Origin of the sequence: Amycolatopsis sp. NPDC088138, assembly GCF_044741685.1 — a bacterium.
Taxonomy (GTDB): Bacteria; Actinomycetota; Actinomycetes; order Mycobacteriales; family Pseudonocardiaceae; genus Amycolatopsis.
Genome location: NZ_JBIUTB010000004.1, coordinates 503617 through 518570, shown reverse-complemented (window position 1 = coordinate 518570; position 14954 = coordinate 503617). Strand labels below are relative to the sequence as shown.

At 69.4% G+C, this 14954-nt stretch carries 14 protein-coding genes; 6 read left to right on the top strand and 8 right to left on the bottom strand.

Going from position 1 to position 14954, the window contains the following annotated elements; all coding sequences use genetic code 11:
- Positions 1–80 precede the first annotated feature (80 nt).
- Positions 81–734, top strand: a complete 654-nt coding sequence (locus tag ACIOD2_RS23805) for an amino acid-binding protein (RefSeq protein WP_323331948.1) — start codon at positions 81–83, stop codon at positions 732–734.
- A 73-nt stretch (positions 735–807) separates the two neighbouring features.
- On the opposite strand, the gene ACIOD2_RS23800 is transcribed toward ACIOD2_RS23805, so the two are convergent.
- The 4 genes from ACIOD2_RS23800 to ACIOD2_RS23785 all read right to left on the bottom strand — a co-directional run bounded on the left by ACIOD2_RS23800 (position 808) and on the right by ACIOD2_RS23785 (position 5307).
- Complete coding sequence (locus ACIOD2_RS23800) at positions 808–1302, bottom strand: GNAT family N-acetyltransferase (protein WP_400541773.1); 495 nt, start codon at positions 1300–1302, stop codon at positions 808–810.
- Positions 1295–3475, bottom strand: a complete 2181-nt coding sequence (gene ligA / locus ACIOD2_RS23795; protein WP_400541770.1) for an NAD-dependent DNA ligase LigA — start codon at positions 3473–3475, stop codon at positions 1295–1297. Before ligA ends, ACIOD2_RS23800 begins: the two co-directional genes overlap by 8 nt.
- A gap of 11 nt (positions 3476–3486) precedes the next feature.
- Entirely contained in the window at positions 3487–4185 is a 699-nt protein-coding gene (locus ACIOD2_RS23790) for a hypothetical protein (protein WP_400541767.1), read from the bottom strand.
- An 84-nt stretch (positions 4186–4269) separates the two neighbouring features.
- Entirely contained in the window at positions 4270–5307 is a 1038-nt protein-coding gene (locus tag ACIOD2_RS23785; protein WP_400541764.1) for a methionine synthase, read from the bottom strand.
- Positions 5308–5440: 133 nt separating this feature from the next.
- On the opposite strand from ACIOD2_RS23785, the gene ACIOD2_RS23780 reads away from it, so the two are divergent.
- The 5 genes from ACIOD2_RS23780 to ACIOD2_RS23760 all read left to right on the top strand — a co-directional run bounded on the left by ACIOD2_RS23780 (position 5441) and on the right by ACIOD2_RS23760 (position 9770).
- The gene (locus ACIOD2_RS23780) at positions 5441–6262 is read left to right on the top strand and encodes a phospholipid scramblase-related protein (RefSeq protein WP_400541761.1); all 822 of its coding nucleotides are present in this window, start codon (positions 5441–5443) and stop codon (positions 6260–6262) included.
- Positions 6263–6367: 105 nt separating this feature from the next.
- Positions 6368–7411 carry an MBL fold metallo-hydrolase gene (locus ACIOD2_RS23775; protein WP_400541758.1) on the top strand — a complete coding sequence of 348 codons (1044 nt, stop codon included), beginning with the start codon at positions 6368–6370 and terminating at the stop codon, positions 7409–7411.
- A 23-nt stretch (positions 7412–7434) separates the two neighbouring features.
- Positions 7435–7836, top strand: a complete 402-nt coding sequence (locus ACIOD2_RS23770) for a GNAT family N-acetyltransferase (protein WP_400541755.1) — start codon at positions 7435–7437, stop codon at positions 7834–7836.
- Positions 7837–7846: 10 nt separating this feature from the next.
- A complete protein-coding gene (locus ACIOD2_RS23765; RefSeq protein WP_400541752.1) occupies positions 7847–8299 on the top strand; it encodes a GNAT family N-acetyltransferase in 453 nt (150 codons plus the stop codon).
- Positions 8300–8489: 190 nt separating this feature from the next.
- On the top strand, positions 8490–9770 hold the full coding sequence (locus tag ACIOD2_RS23760; protein ID WP_400541749.1) for a DUF222 domain-containing protein: 1281 nt from the start codon (positions 8490–8492) through the stop codon (positions 9768–9770).
- A gap of 7 nt (positions 9771–9777) precedes the next feature.
- On the opposite strand, the gene mnmA is transcribed toward ACIOD2_RS23760, so the two are convergent.
- From mnmA to ACIOD2_RS23740, 4 genes are all read right to left on the bottom strand, one after another.
- Entirely contained in the window at positions 9778–10869 is a 1092-nt protein-coding gene (gene mnmA / locus ACIOD2_RS23755) for a tRNA 2-thiouridine(34) synthase MnmA (RefSeq protein WP_400541746.1), read from the bottom strand.
- Between the two features lie 4 nt (positions 10870–10873).
- On the bottom strand, positions 10874–12070 hold the full coding sequence (locus tag ACIOD2_RS23750; protein WP_400541743.1) for a cysteine desulfurase family protein: 1197 nt from the start codon (positions 12068–12070) through the stop codon (positions 10874–10876).
- Positions 12071–12134: 64 nt separating this feature from the next.
- Complete coding sequence (locus ACIOD2_RS23745; RefSeq protein WP_400541740.1) at positions 12135–13502, bottom strand: MFS transporter; 1368 nt, start codon at positions 13500–13502, stop codon at positions 12135–12137.
- 45 nt (positions 13503–13547) lie between these two features.
- Positions 13548–14831, bottom strand: coding sequence for a LuxR C-terminal-related transcriptional regulator (locus tag ACIOD2_RS23740; protein ID WP_400541737.1), 1284 nt, complete (start codon positions 14829–14831; stop codon positions 13548–13550).
- Positions 14832–14954 lie beyond the last annotated feature (123 nt).

The window sequence follows — 14954 nt, the reverse complement described above, 5'->3', positions numbered from 1 at the left end:
GGGTGGGTCTGTCACAATCGGCGACCGGCATCGAGCGTCCCACGGCAAGGCTGGGACGCCAGAGGTGAGAGGGGCGCGTGGTGTCGTTCCTGATCCGGGTCCTCCTTCCGGACAGCCCGGGGACCCTCGGCGCGGTCGCCACGGCCCTCGGCACGGTAGGCGCCGACATTCTCAGCGTGGACGTCGTCGAACGCGGTACCGGCCTGGCCGTGGACGACCTGGTCGTCGAGCTCCCCTCGGGCCGTCTCCCCGACGCGCTGATCACGGCGGCGGAGAGCGTCGAAGGTGTCGAGGTGGACGCGGTCCGCCCGTACGCGGGTGTGCTCGACACCCATCGTGAGCTCGAACTCGTCGAAGAGATCGCCGCGCGGCCGAAGACCGGTCTCGACATCCTCGCCGAGGGCGTGCCCCGCATCGTGCGCGCCGGCTGGGCGATGGTCGTCGAACACGCCGAGACCGGCGCGGTCCGGCTGGCGTCGTCGAGCGCGGCTCCCGAGACGCCGATCACCGACCTGCCCTGGCTGCCGCTCGAGCGCGCGACGGTGCTCGACAGCGAGGAGGCCTGGATCCCGGAGACGTGGAAGGAGCTCGGCACCGAGCTGGCCGCCACCCCCCTCGGCAAGCCGGGCAAGGCACTGCTGGTGGCCCGCCCCGGCGGGCCGAACTTCCGCGCCGCCGAGGTCGCCCGGCTCGCTCACCTGGCGGGGATCGTCGCGGTCGTCCTGGACGGCTGAGCGCCGTAGCCCGAAAACGACGACGCATTCACCAGGACCCCGAGCCCGCGGTCAGTTTTCGACGACTACACGCTCAGACGTCGATTTGGTACGCGATCAGCGTGATGTGCGGGAACGGCCGCCAGTCACGCTCGGGCAGGCGCGTGAACCCGAGGCGCTCGTAGAGCCGGTGCGCGGCGTGCATGCCGTCGAGGCTGCTCAGCACCACCTTCCGGAGTCCCGACGCCCGCGCGCGATCGAGCACGGCTTTCGTCAGCGCCTCCCCGACACCGCGGCCACGCGCGGACGGCGCCACCGCGAGCATCCGGAACTCCAGCTCACCCGCGCGTGAGATCTCGGCGTACGCCGAGCCCGGCTGCACGATGGTCACACAGCCGAGCACCTCCCCCGCCCCGCCGACGGCGACGAGCACCTCGGCCAGCTCGACCCGGCGCGCGACGTCCCGCAGCTCCGCGTCGTACCCGACGTCTCCGGCCAGGTGACCGTCGACGTCATAGGCCTGAACCGTGACCTCGCCCGCCGCGCCGTACTCCTCCGGCCGCGGCGGCCGGATCTCGACATCACTCATCCGTCTCCCCAGACTCGTCTTCGGCGGTCTCGTCGCCGGCGGGCAGCGCCACCTCCTGCGCCGCCTCGGGCCCGCGCTCCAACAGGACGCGGAAACCGGACTCGTCGAGCACCGGCACCTTCAGCTGGACCGCCTTGTCGTATTTCGAACCAGGCGCGTCCCCGACGACGACGAACGCCGTCTTCTTCGACACCGACCCGGCCGCCTTGCCTCCGCGGGCCATGATGAACTCCTTGGCCTCGTCGCGGGAGAACCCGTCGAGCGAGCCCGTCACCACGATCGACAAGCCTTCGAGGTTGCGCGGGGTCGACTCGTCGCGCTCCTCCTCCATCCGCACGCCGGAGCGTCGCCACTTTTCGACGATCTCGCGGTGCCAGTCGACTTCGAACCACTCCAGGGTGGCGCGCGCGATGGTCGGGCCGACGCCGTCGACGTCCGCGAGCTCCTCTTCGGTGGCCTGCTCGATCCGCTCGACCGAGCCGAACTCGCGGGCCAGCGCCTGCGCCGCCGTCGGCCCGACGTGCCGGATGGACAGCGCGACCAGCACCTTCCACAGCGGCCGCTCCTTCGCCACGTCGAGGTTGGCGAGCAGCTTTCGCGCGTTGGCGGACAACTCCCCGGCCTTCGTGCGGAACAGCTCGACCTCGGCCAGGCTGTCCTCGTCCAGGTCGAAGACGTCACCCTCGTCGGCGACCACCCTCGCGTCCAGAAGCGCGACAGCCGCCTCGTAACCGAGGACCTCGATGTCGAAAGCGCCGCGGCCGGCCAGGTGGAAGAGCCGCTCCCGCAGCTGCGCCGGACAGAACCGGGTGTTCGGGCAGCGGATGTCCTTGTCGCCTTCCTTCTGGTAGGCGAGCTCCGTGCCGCATTCCGGGCAGTGGGTGGGCATGACGAACTCCCGCTCGTCGCCCTTGCGCGCGTCCACCACCGGCCCGAGGACCTCGGGGATGACGTCGCCCGCCTTGCGGATGACGATCCGGTCGCCGATCAGCACGCCCTTGCGCTTGACCTCCTCCCCGTTGTGGAGGGTGGCCCTGGCGACGGTCGACCCCGCGACCGTGACCGGCTCGGTGACCGCGAACGGCGTCACACGCCCGGTGCGGCCGACGCCGACCTGGATGTCCAGCAGCGTGGTGATCGCCTCTTCGGGCGGGTACTTGTACGCGATCGCCCACCGTGGCGCGCGCGACGTCGTGCCCAGCCGCCGCTGCAGCGCCACTTGGTCGACCTTGATGACGACGCCGTCGATCTCGTGCTCGGCGTCGTGGCGGTGCTCGCCCCAGTACGCGATGTGCTCGGTCAGCTCGTCGGCTGTCGTCAGGACCTTGCTGTGCGGCGAGACCGGCAGGCCCCACGCGGCCAGCGCGTCGTACGCCTCGGACTGACGCTGCGGCTCGAAACCCGCGCGCTTGCCGAGCCCGTGGCAGATCAGCCGCAGCCGGCGTTCCTTCGTGATCTTGGGGTCCTTCTGCCGCAACGACCCGGCCGCGGTGTTGCGCGGGTTCGCGTATGGCGGCTTGCCTGCTTCGACCATCTTCGCGTTCAGCTCGAGGAAGTCCTCGACGCGGAAGAAGACCTCGCCGCGCACCTCGACCAGGGCGGGCACCGGGAACTGCTCGGTGGCTGTGAGCGTCTCCGGCACCTGCTCCAGCGTGCGCATGTTCAGCGTCACGTCCTCGCCTGTGCGGCCGTCACCCCGCGTGAGCGCCCGGGTGAGGTGGCCGTTTTCGTACAACAGGTTGATCGCCAGGCCGTCGATCTTCAGCTCGGCGAGGAACTCGGTCCGGCCGACCTCCTTCTTGACACGCTCCACCCACGCCAGGAACTCGTCCTGGTCGAAGACGTTGTCCAGGCTGAGCATGCGCTCGAGGTGGTCGTGCGCGATGAACTCGGTCGAGAACGTGCCCCCGACCCGCTGGGTCGGCGATTCGGGCGTGACCAGCGCGGGGTGCGCGTCTTCGATCGCCTGCAGTTCGCCGAGCAGTTCGTCGAACTGCCCGTCGGAGACGATCGGCGAGTCCAGGACGTAGTAGCGGAACTGGTGGTTGCGCAGTTCCTCGGCGAGCGCGCTGTGGCGCTCGCGCACGTCGGCCGGGACGTCGGTGACGTCCTCGGCGGCCTCCGGGGCGTCCACCGCCGCGATCTGGTCCTGGGGAAGGTCTGTGCTGCTCACGGGTGGTAACCCTAGTCGGCGGCACCGACATTTTCGGATGTCCCGCCGCCGAGCCCGCGAACCAGTTCGCGGAACTCCAAAAGGGTGATCGCACCCGCCGGCTCGGTCTCCGCGGTCTCGACACGCCGTAGTCGTTCGGCGGCCAGTCGTTCACCCAATGTGGCGTCGAGGGGCAAGAACGTCATGGTCTGGCGGGCGGCTTCATCGAGGTCCCGGAAGCCGGGGTGGAAGACGGCGACGTCGACGACGTCGTCCTCCACCTGGGCGACGACCCGGACGTCGGCCAGCGAGATCCGGTGCTCGCCGAGATTGACGGTCACCTCGGTCGGATCGGGCACCGGCGGAACCGAGTCGTGGTACTCCCAGATGGCGTCGTCCGGCGGCGCGGCGGCGCGCCACGCGTCGGTGAACGGCCGCAGTTCCGGGTCCTCCTGGCCGGTCACGACCAGGGCGTAGATCGACCGGCGACCACGTTCGAGCGAGAAGTGCAGCCGGGGGTGCAGAGCCTCGACCAGCTGGCAGAGCTCGTGTTCGACCCGGTGCGGCTCGCCCTCGCCGAGCGCCGCGCTGACCATCGGGAGCAGGTCGTACCAGCCTTGCCAGAACGTCTCCGCGGCGACGGCCGGGTCTTCCGGCACATGCTGCTCCGGCCACGCGGTGCGCGGGTCGGGCGGGTCGGTGGCGGTGCTCTTGCGGCGGAACAGGCGCATGGCTATCGGTGATCCTCGTTCGGTCGGCTTCCCCGCCACGCTACTTGGCGTGCCACGCCGACGTCGGCGAGTCGCCGGATTCCGTCACCACCCTTCCGGTGGCTCCACGAAGGCCTTGCCGAGGTCGCGGGACAGCGCGAGAGCCCGGCGCATCCAGTCCGGCGTCGCACCGGCGAGACCGCAGGCGGGGGTCGGCACGGCGCGTTCGGCCAGAACGCTGTGGTTGAAGCCGAGCCGGCTCGCCAGCCGGAACGGCGCTTCGCCGACGTCCTTCAAGCTCAACGGAGCCGACGGGGCCGTTGTCGGAATCGCGCCCATGAACAGCGTCGCGCCGCTGTCCCACACCTCGCCGATCTCGTCGAGGAACGCGGCGGACGCGCCATCGAGTGCCCTGAGGTCGAACGCCAGCGCGTCTGCGCCGGCCTCACGCAGCAGACCGAGCGGCGGTTCCGCGGCGCAGCAGTGCACGATCACCGGCTGACCGGTGATCGTGCGCGCGCCTTCGATGACGGTGGCGAGCAGGTCACGGGCCTCGGGCCCCGGCACTGCCGCGACGTTCCCGTACCCGGACGGCGTCGACAGCCCTCCGGCCAGAACCGTGGGCAGCGACGGCTCGTCGAACTGGACGACCACGGGTGCGCCGGTCCTGGACCGGACCTCCCCGACGTGCTCGGCGAGTCCGTCGAGCAGGGATGCCGTGAAGTCACGCAGCGCGCCGCGGTCGGTGAGGACCCGGTGGCCGCGGGGCAGCTCGATCCCCGCGCCGAGCGTCCACGGCCCGGCGAGCTGGACCTTGAAGACCGGCGGCGTGACCCCGGCCTTCTCGCGGGCTTCCTGCACCGCGTCCAGATCCCAGCGAAGCAGGTCGACTGCTCGGCGGTGGTCGTGCCCCGGCCGTGCCGCGACGCGGTAGCCGCTGGGTACGACCTCGACGGCCAGGTCCACCAGCAGCGCCGCCGTCCGCCCGAGCATGTCCGCGCCGACGCCACGGGCGGGCAACTCCGGCACGTGCGGGAAGTCCGGCAGCTCGCCGAACACGATCGCCGCCGCCTCCGCCGGGTCCGTGCCGGGCATCGAGCCGATCGCCGTCGCGGCCCCGCTGGGCCAAAGTCGTTCGCTCACAACCCGGATTGTGGTCGACCACCACCCACCGACGCCGACCGGGCCACCGCACCGGATCTCGTAGAGGCGGACATTCGACGCATTTCTCTTTCCCCGGCCCGCGAGCGCGCCCACGCGGATAGGCTGCCCGGTCATGACGAGTTCGCCACCGCAACCGGGCTGGTACCCCGACTCGCGGGACCCGCGGCTGCATCGCTGGTGGGACGGCCAGGCCTGGACCGCCAACACACGTCCGGCCAACCAGGCTCCGCCGAGCGACTCCGAGCCGATCGAGCTGGACATCGAGCGAGCCCACGACCCGTCGCGCATCCAGAGCCAGGTCGGCCGCGCCACCCGCGGCCGCGGTGGTGCGCGGACCGGCGGCGGGACGCTGTTCACCGAGCCGGTCCTGGTGGTGAACCAGCGTGCCAAGCTGATCGAGATGGCCAACGAGTTCGGCGTCTTCGACCAGAACGGCACCCGCATCGGCGGGGTAGTCGAGGTCGGCCAGAGCACGCTGAAGAAGGCGATCCGGCTCCTGACCAACTACGACCAGTTCCTGACACACAAGTTCGAGGTCCGCGACGCCAACCACAGCACGGTGCTGAAGGTGACCCGGCCGGCCAAGGTGTTCAAGTCCCGGTTCCTCGTCACCCGAGCCGACGAGACCCCGATCGGCGAGATCGTCCAGGAGAACGTGTTCGGGAAGATCCGCTTCGGCTTCGTCGTCGACGGCCGTCCGGTCGGCGGAATCTTCGCCGAGAACTGGCGGGCCTGGAACTTCTCCATCCGGGACCACGCCGACACCGAGGTCGCCCGGGTGACCAAGACCTGGGGCGGGTTCATCAAGGCCGCCTTCACCACGGCCGACAACTACGTCGTCGAGATCCCCCACCCCCTGCCGGATCCGCTCGCCAGCATGGTGGTCGCCGCGGCCCTCACGATCGACACCGCCCTGAAGCAGGACACCGACTGACCTAGTGACCGGCGTCTCATCTCCTCCCGGTGGACAGCGGGCCCGGCACGGCTCAGGGTGAAGAAAAGGCCGGGACGCCGGGGTCTCGCCGGGACGGAGGTCACCGTGGAACCGTTGCCGGAAAGCAGCGACCGGATCTGGACCGAACCCGGGATCTACGAGGTGTCGGCGGGCGTCTACCGAATCCCGTTGCCGCTGCCCAACGACGGCCTTCGTGCGGTGAACGTCTACGCGGTCACGGACGGCAAGAAGCTGGTCCTGGTCGATTCCGGCTGGGCGCTGGACGTGGCCCGTCAACAGCTGGCGGACGCCCTCGGCGGGATCGGTGCCGAGCTCGCCGACGTCAGCGAGTTCCTCGTGACGCACGTCCACCGCGACCACTACTCGCAGGCGGTCGTGCTCCGCCGTGAGTTCGGTTCGAAGATCGCCCTCGGTCAAGACGAAGAACCGTCACTGAAGGTTTCGGGCAACCCCGACCGGCTGCCGATGGAAGCCCAGATCGACCTCCTGTTCCAGGCCGGCGCCGCCGGCGTCGTCGATGCCCTGGGCCGCGAGTTCGGCACGGATCGGCGCCACAGGGAAGCCGATCTGTGGGAAGCACCCGACGAGTGGCTGACACCAGGCCGCCGATCGATCATGCCTGGACGCGAGTTCGACATCGTCGCCACCCCGGGGCACACGAGCGGACATGTCGTCTTCGTCGACGACACGGCCGATCTGTTGTTCTCCGGCGACCACGTGCTGCCACACATCACCCCGTCCATCGGGTTCCAGCCGGTGCCGGCCGAGTTGCCCCTGAACGACTTCATGGATTCGCTGCGCCTGGTGCGCTCCATGCCTGACCGTCGCATGCTTCCCGCCCACGGTCCGGTGTCCGAGAGCGTGCACACACGGGTCGACGAACTACTGGAACACCACCGTGAACGCCTCGAGACCATGGGCGGGCAGATCGCTGCCGGCGCGAGCACCGCGTTCGAGGCCGCCGACCGGACCGGATGGACCCGCCGCAACCGCAAGCTGTCCGAAATGGACTCGTTCAACCAGACGCTCGCCGTCCTGGAAACCGCGGCTCACCTCGACCTGTTGGTTTCGCAAGGCAAACTGAACGCGCAGACGGTCGACGGAGTCCGGCACTACACGGTGCCCTGAGGACTTCCTGCATACTGGGCGCAATGGATGTCATCAGACGCGCGAGGGCGACGGACATCGAGGCACTCGCGCGCCTGTTCGACGCACCAGGTGGACCGCTGGCAGCCGCACTTCGCGAACTCACGAGCACCCCGCACGTCACGCTGGTCGTAGCGGAGGACGACACCGGCGTCGTCGGCACCGCGCAACTGACGGTGACGCGCGGGCTGGCCTGGGACGGCTCGACCCGTGGCCACCTGGAAGGTATCCGCGCCGCCCGCCGAGGAGTGACGAGCGCGCTTTTGAGCTGGGGCATCGACGAAGCCCGCCGACGCGGCTGTACCCGCCTCCACCTGGACTCGGGCCTCGCCCGCGCCGACCTGCGAGACTTCTACGCGCGCTTCGGGTTCGAACACAGCTATCAAGGGTTCACCCGCGCACTGTGATACTGGCGCCGTGACCGACCACACCATCCGCAAAGCACGGCGCGACGACGTCGAGGCGATAGTGCACATGCTGGCGGACGACCAGCTCGGCGCGGCCCGCGACGATCCCGCCGACCTTGTCCCGTACTTGCAAGCATTCGACGACATCGACGCGGATCCGAACCAGCTCCTGGTCGTCGTCGTGTCTGATGACCAAGCCGTCGGAACGCTGCAACTCACCATGATTCCAGGCTTGGCGAGGCGCGGTGCCCTTCGCGGCCAGATCGAGGCGGTGCGGATCCGCGCGGATCATCGGGGATCCGGCCTCGGCGCCGACCTCATCCAGTGGGCGATCGACGAATCGCGGCGACGCGGGTGCGCTCTTGTTCAGCTCACGTCGGACACCTCCAGGACACAGGCACACCGATTCTACGAGCGCCTTGGTTTCGAACCGACCCACACCGGGTTCAAGCTGAAGCTCTGAACGACCCCTCAGCTTGATTGTCCGAATAGGACATTGGTCGGTCATTGCACTCCCCAATGCGGGGCGGAACCGATCCACACACGCCGACCATTCCCGAACTGGCCCAGGCATGTCAAGCCACGGAGGGCGCGAAAGGACCGTTCGTGCCCTCCGCGGTAATTTCCTTGAAAATTGCCGTACGGTCGCACTCATGTCACCTTCGCAGCCACTTCGCAAGCTCAACTCTGCGGCCGATTCCCAGAACGCCGACGACAACCTTCCGTTGGTTCTGAGGTCCGTTCGCGCAGACCCGGATACGTTGCAACACATGAAGGACGACCAAGTTGTCGACCTGATTCGCAACACCGACGCCGAGATCTCCAAGCTTCAAGCACTGCAGCTAAGAGCCATCGCCGACCTCAGCGTGCGTCGGAGACGGGCGCCCAGCACAGCTTCCGAGGTGGCGTTGGCATTGTCCATAACGGAACACCGGGCCAGCGCCATTGTTTCCGCAGCCAACGCGCTGATCGCCCGGCTTCCCCGCATGCTCAACCTGATGGACGACGGCAGGCTGGACCTCTATCGCGCCATGAAGGTCACGGACGCCACGGCTTGGCTTTCCGGCGACTTCGTGCGCGTCGTCGATGAAGCGCTCGAAGACCGGGTTCCTGGGCGGAACGCCACCCAAGTCCGCCGGGCAGCGGCCTACGCCGCCGCGAAAGCCGACCCGCAGGGCGCCGCGAGCCGCACTGAGCAGAAACTCATGGAACGGCGGTTCAGTCTGCACCACCAAGACGCCGCCGTGACTCACTTGTCGATCAACAACGCTCCGACCGAGAAGGCGACCGCCGTCTACGCCCGCATCGACGAGGCTGCCCGAGCCCTGAAGACGCCCGGAGAGACGCGAACGCTGGACCAGCTCCGAGCCGACGTCGCCTTGGACCTGTTGCTCAGCGGCACGGGTGGGCCGACCGCGCGGACCGAAGTGTTCTTGCACGTCGATCTGGCCACCTACCTGAGCCTGAACGACCTACCGGCAACGTTGGCTGGCCGTGGCCCGATCGCGGCATCGGTCGCCCGTCGCATCATCAGCGGGCCCAGCACGACGCTGAGACGGGTTCTCACCGACCCGCGTACCGGTCAGGTGATCGAGCTGTCACCGACGCGCTACCCGCTCGATCCGGCCCACGACGAGTTCATCCGCGTCCGGGACCAAGAGTGCCGGCAGCCCGGTTGCACACGCCCTGCCCAGAGCTGCGGGATCGAACCGACTCAAGCACCAGGTGAGGCCGAGGTAGTCGCGTACCAGCCGGTCACCTTCTGCTCCCGTCATCGCAAGCTGAAGGATCAGCCCGGTTGGAACTACGAGGTCGCCCACGACGGCACGGTGAAAGTCGCGACACCGACCGGCCGCGTTCGCTCGACAACGCCACCGTCGATGCATCCGACCCGTCGACGAGCGAGTCGATCCCACAAGAAGCCGAGGACGTGACCAGAGCTCAGCGCGTACCCGAGATCTTCGCGCTACCCAGGACGATGTCGCCACCCTCGGCATCCGGCCGGTAAAGCACGGCAACCTGACCAGGAGCGACCCCACGCAGAGGTTCGCGAAGCTGCAGGGTCATGGTGTCCGAGTCCACGTCGGCGACGGCATCGGCGATTCCACCGTGAGCCCGCACCTGGACCACGCACTCAGTCGGCTCCGTCAGCGGACGACCGCTGGGCCAGATCGCCCGGTCCGCCTCGATCACATTGATACCGAGGCCGGCGACGGAACCTACCTTGACTGAACCGGACACCGGCTCCAGGGACAGGACGTAGCGAGGACGGCCGTCGGGCGCCGGGGCGTCGATACCAAGCCCCTTACGCTGACCGACGGTGAACCCGTGCACGCCAGTGTGCTGGCCAAGCACTGCGCCGGTTTCCGCGTCGACGAGCTCGCCGGGTCGCTGCCCCAGCCGGTTCTCCAGGAACTTCTTGGTGTCGCCGTCCGGGATGAAGCAGATGTCGTGGCTGTCGGGCTTGTTCGCGACGGAGAGGCCCCGCTGCTCCGCCTCGGCCCGCACGTCGGTCTTCCACGAGTCGCCGAGGGGGAACATCGCGTGGCTGAGCTGCTCCGGAGTAAGAGAAGCGAGAACGTAGGACTGGTCTTTGCCACTGTCCGCGCTGCGACGCAGCTCAGGCACGCCGTCCACCACGGACAGGCGTGCATAGTGACCAGTCGCGACCGCGTCGAAGCCGAGGGCCATCGCCTTTTCGAGGAGAGCTTCGAACTTGATCTTCTCGTTGCAGGTGACGCAGGGATTCGGGGTGCGGCCGGCGGCATATTCGCCGACGAAAGTCTCCACGACTTCTTCGGTGAACCGCTCCGCGAAATCCCAGATATAGAAGGGGATCCCGAGGATGTCCGCAGCACGCCTGGCGTCGTGCGAATCTTCGATCGTGCAACACCCGCGCGAACCGGTTCGCAGAGTGCCGGGCTTAGCGGACAACGCCAAGTGCACGCCGACGACGTCGTGCCCGGCGTCGACCGCGCGCGCCGCGGCGACCGCCGAATCCACTCCTCCGCTCATCGCGGCCAAAACCCGCATTGCCTTACACCTCTTGCTTCTGGGTCTGCTTGCGCATTCCGGCGAGTCCGGCCTGCCGTGCGCGTGTGACGACACCGCCGATCTCGGCTGCAACTGCCTCGATGTCGGCGGCGGTGGACGTGTGGCCCAGAGAGAACCTGAGCGAGCCACGGGCGGCTGCTGGATCTGCGCCCATGGCGAGTAACACGTGGCTCGGCTGCGCTACGCCGGCCGTGCAAGCGGATCCCGTCGAGCACTCGATGCCCTTGGCATCGAGCAGCATCAGCAGGCTGTCGCCGGCGCATCCGGGAAAAGTGAAATGGACGTGGCTGGGAAGCCTCTCGCCCTCTCCCCCATTCAGGACGGCGTCGGGTACCTCGCGATGGATCGCCTCGATCAGCCCGTCGCGCAGTTCCTCGACACGCTTCGCGTATTCGGCCCGAGTAGCGCTGCTGGATCGGACCGCGGCTGCGAAACCGACGATCGCGGGGACATCCAAGGTGCCGGAGCGAACGCTGCGTTCCTGGCCGCCACCGTGCAACAGGGGCACGCAGGTCACATCGCGGCCGAGGAGGAGGGCGCCCACGCCGAAGGGGCCACCGAGCTTGTGGCCGGTCAATGTGAGCGCGGCAGCACCGCTGGCGGTGAAGTCGACCGGCACCGCGCCGACCGCCTGGACAGCGTCGGTGTGCAGCGGGATGTCGAACTCGGCGCAGATCGCGGCCAACTCCGGGATCGGGTTGATCGTGCCGACCTCGTTGTTGGCCCACATCACAGTCGCCAAGGCCACGCTTTCGGGCTCCGTGGCGATAGCGGTACGGAGCACGTCGGGCGACACACGCCCCTGTCCGTCCACGTTTAGCAGGGTGATCTCGGCGCCGCAGTGAGCTTCGAGCCACTCCACGGTGTCGAGCACGGCGTGGTGCTCGGCGGCACCGCACAGGATGCGGCGGCGCTGCTCCTGCTCGTCGTGGCGGGCCCAATAGATGCCCTTGAGGGCGAGGTTGTCGCTCTCGGTGCCGCCGCCGGTGAAGATCACCTCGGAGGGACGCGCTCCCAAGGCGTCGGCGATCGTCTCGCGGGCTTCCTCGACCATCCGGCGAGCGCGGCGGCCCGAGGAATGCAGCGCTGAGGCGTTGCCCACGGTGGACAGCGCCTCGGTCATCGCCGCTATGGCTTCGGGCAACATCGGAGTGGTCGCCGCGTGGTCGAGATAGGTCATCGCTCCTTCAGGGTAGTCCGCTCCAGCGCGTGACGATGCCCACCCTGGACCCTGAAGTGGGCTGTCACACCTTCGACGGCCAGCGCCCGGTCAGCCGGACGCCCACCAGAGCGAGCCCCACCAAGGCGACCGTGAGCAGCGCCATCGCCGGCGATGGGTTGACGACCGACCCCACCAAGCCGAGCAGGACGCCGCCCAGGCCGATAAGCAGCGCGGAGCCGACCCAGTCCGCGAGCTGCATCGCCGAGGTGTTGAATCCGCGTTCGCCCTCGGGCGAGTAACGGAGCAGGAGGACCGAGATCGCGGGCATCGCGATTCCCATGCCCGCGCCGCCGACCGCGCAGGCCACGAAGGCCGTCCAGCCTGGGAACCAGGGCTGCGAGACCAGACCGAAGCAGACCAGGCCGGCGGCGACGAGCCAGAAGCCGGTGCGCAGGGATGCCTCTCTCGACCAGTTGAGGTACCGGCCCTGGGCTGCCGATGCCGCGGACCAGCCCAGCGCCGTGATCGTCAGGGGCAGGCCGGCGAGGGCCGGGTTGTAGCCGTGGACCGCGCTCATCGTCAGAGGCAGGTATGCCTCCATCCCGGCGTACGCACCGGCGATCAACGCCCGGGAGGCGACCACCGTCGGGAGGCCTCGGCGGGAGGTGAGCGTCCCCGCCGGCAGCAGGTTGCGGAGGGCATAGCCGAGGGCGATCAGCCCGGCCGTGCCGTAGCCGAGCGCGAGGAGTGACTGGTGCTGAGCGGCCCAGGTCAGGGCTGCGACGCCGAGGGCAGCGATGATCGCCTGGACCACGCCCGCGCGAGGGCCGCCCGTGGCGGGGACGTGCGCGGGCAGACGGCGGACGACCACCGTCAGCATGGTCGCGCCGATGACCACGAGCGGGACGAGCCCGAGGAACACCCAGCGCCAGCCGACGCTGACCGTCAGGAACCCGGCCACGGACGGGCCGATGACCGCAGGCAAAACCCAGGCGGCGGCGTTCGCGGCGTAAATCACCGGACGCTCGCGGTCGGTGAACGTCAGCGCGATCAGGAGCGAGACCGAGACCAGGAGCAGCCCTGCGCCGAAGCCCTGGAGGGCGCGGCCGAGCAGCAGCGTCGGCATGCCGGTCGCCGTACCCGCGACGAGCAGGCCGGCTGCGAACAGCGCCGGGCCTGCGAGCAGGGCCGGTGCTGGGCCTCGGCGATCGCCGATCCGGCCCGACAGGACCGTGGCGACCACACTCGAGATCAGGAAGCTCGTGAACGGCCACGAGTACAGCGACTGTCCGTGCAGGTCGGCGACCAGGGTCGGCATTGCCGTCGCGACGCCCATGTTCTCGAAAGCGACCAGGGTGACCACGAGGAGCAGCGCGATGGTGGTCAGCCGGTGGTCGGCGCTCCAGAGCACGCTGCGGCGAACGGGTGCGGGGTCGACGGTCGAGGTCATGATCAGCAGCCTGCAACCTCCAGCCCCCTGGAGGTCAAGCCGATTTCAGGCGGAGTACCGCGTCGGCGGCTCCAGGCGCAGGTCGCGTGCGAGGGCAGCGGCCTCGCCGCGGGAGGTGACGTCCAGCTTGTCGAGGATGTTGCGGACGTGGAACTTCACCGTGTGCTCGCTGAGCTGCAGCTGCTCGGCGATCTGCCGGTTACGCAGGCCCTGGGAGATTCCCGACAAGACCTCGAGCTCGCGCGGGTTGAGCCGGTCGAGCGGGCGTAGCTCCGGCGGTTCGGCCACACCGAGGGGCAGCACCGCGGTGACCGTCGTGCCCCAGCCCGGGACCGCGTCGACCTCCCAGTGGCCGCCCAGCGTCGTGAGGCGTTCCGTCAGGCCGCCGGCGGGGACCGCGGTGGCGACCTCGGGGTTGTCGTCGCGGACCGTGATGCGGACGACCGAGCCGTCCAGGCGCCAGGACGCCCGCAGGCGCGTGGTCGCCGGACGGTCCAGGGCCGTGAGCACCAGGCCACGGGTCAACGTCCGGGCGGTGTGGGCGATGTCCTGGGCGAGTGAGCCGTCGCCGACCGGGCCGACCAGGTCGATGTCGACGTCCGTGTGCCGGACCAGGTCCGCGAGCTGGTCCTTGAGCATGGCGAACGCCGTGTCCGCCGGCTCCACGGACAAGGCCTGGTCGCGGTCGACGACGCCCTTGAGCTCGAGCAGCGCGTCGGCCGCCAGGTCGACCGCGGTCCGGCGGGCGGCAGCGTCGGGCAGGCGGCCGGACCGGAGCACCGCCAGGAGGGTCGTCAGGGTCGTCGCGTGGGTCTGGCCGAGGTCGGTGATCGCCTGAGCTCGGGCGCCGGCCGCGGCGAGGTTGCTGGCCAGGACCTCAGGGCCCGGGTCGGTGGCGCGCTGGCCCGCGTCCGTGCTGAGGATGTGCCACAGCCGGGCGGCCAGCTCCAGCTCGGCGGCCGGCGGTTCGGAGGACGAGGGCACCACGACCAGTACCGCGCCCTGGCCGACCGGCGGCGACGACGCGAACAGGACGAGACGGCGTTCGACACCGCCCAGGACGCCGTCGACCACCAGGGCCGCGCCCGGTTCGGCTCGATCGACCAGCCGCTGCAGCTCGACGCTCGTCACCGCCTGGGCGATCGCCGGGTCGCCGACGACCTTGAGCGGGCTGCGCGGGCAGTCCCCTGTCTGCATCGCCGCGGCCCGGTGCGGGACCAGCCTTCCCAGCTCGATGGAGAACTGGGTGAGCAGCTGGGGGCGCGGCGCCGACAACAGCCGTTCGACGACGTCGAGCACGTGTCGCGGATCCGACCAGGAAGCGTCCATGGCTCCAACGTAGGCGCGCTCACACGTCGGCTGCCTGCTCGTCCGGCTAGTGAACACTGCTCGTCCGAGTGGTTCGGTGTGCCCGCCGGGCGAGTTGACTCTGCGGAGAGGACATTCGAACAC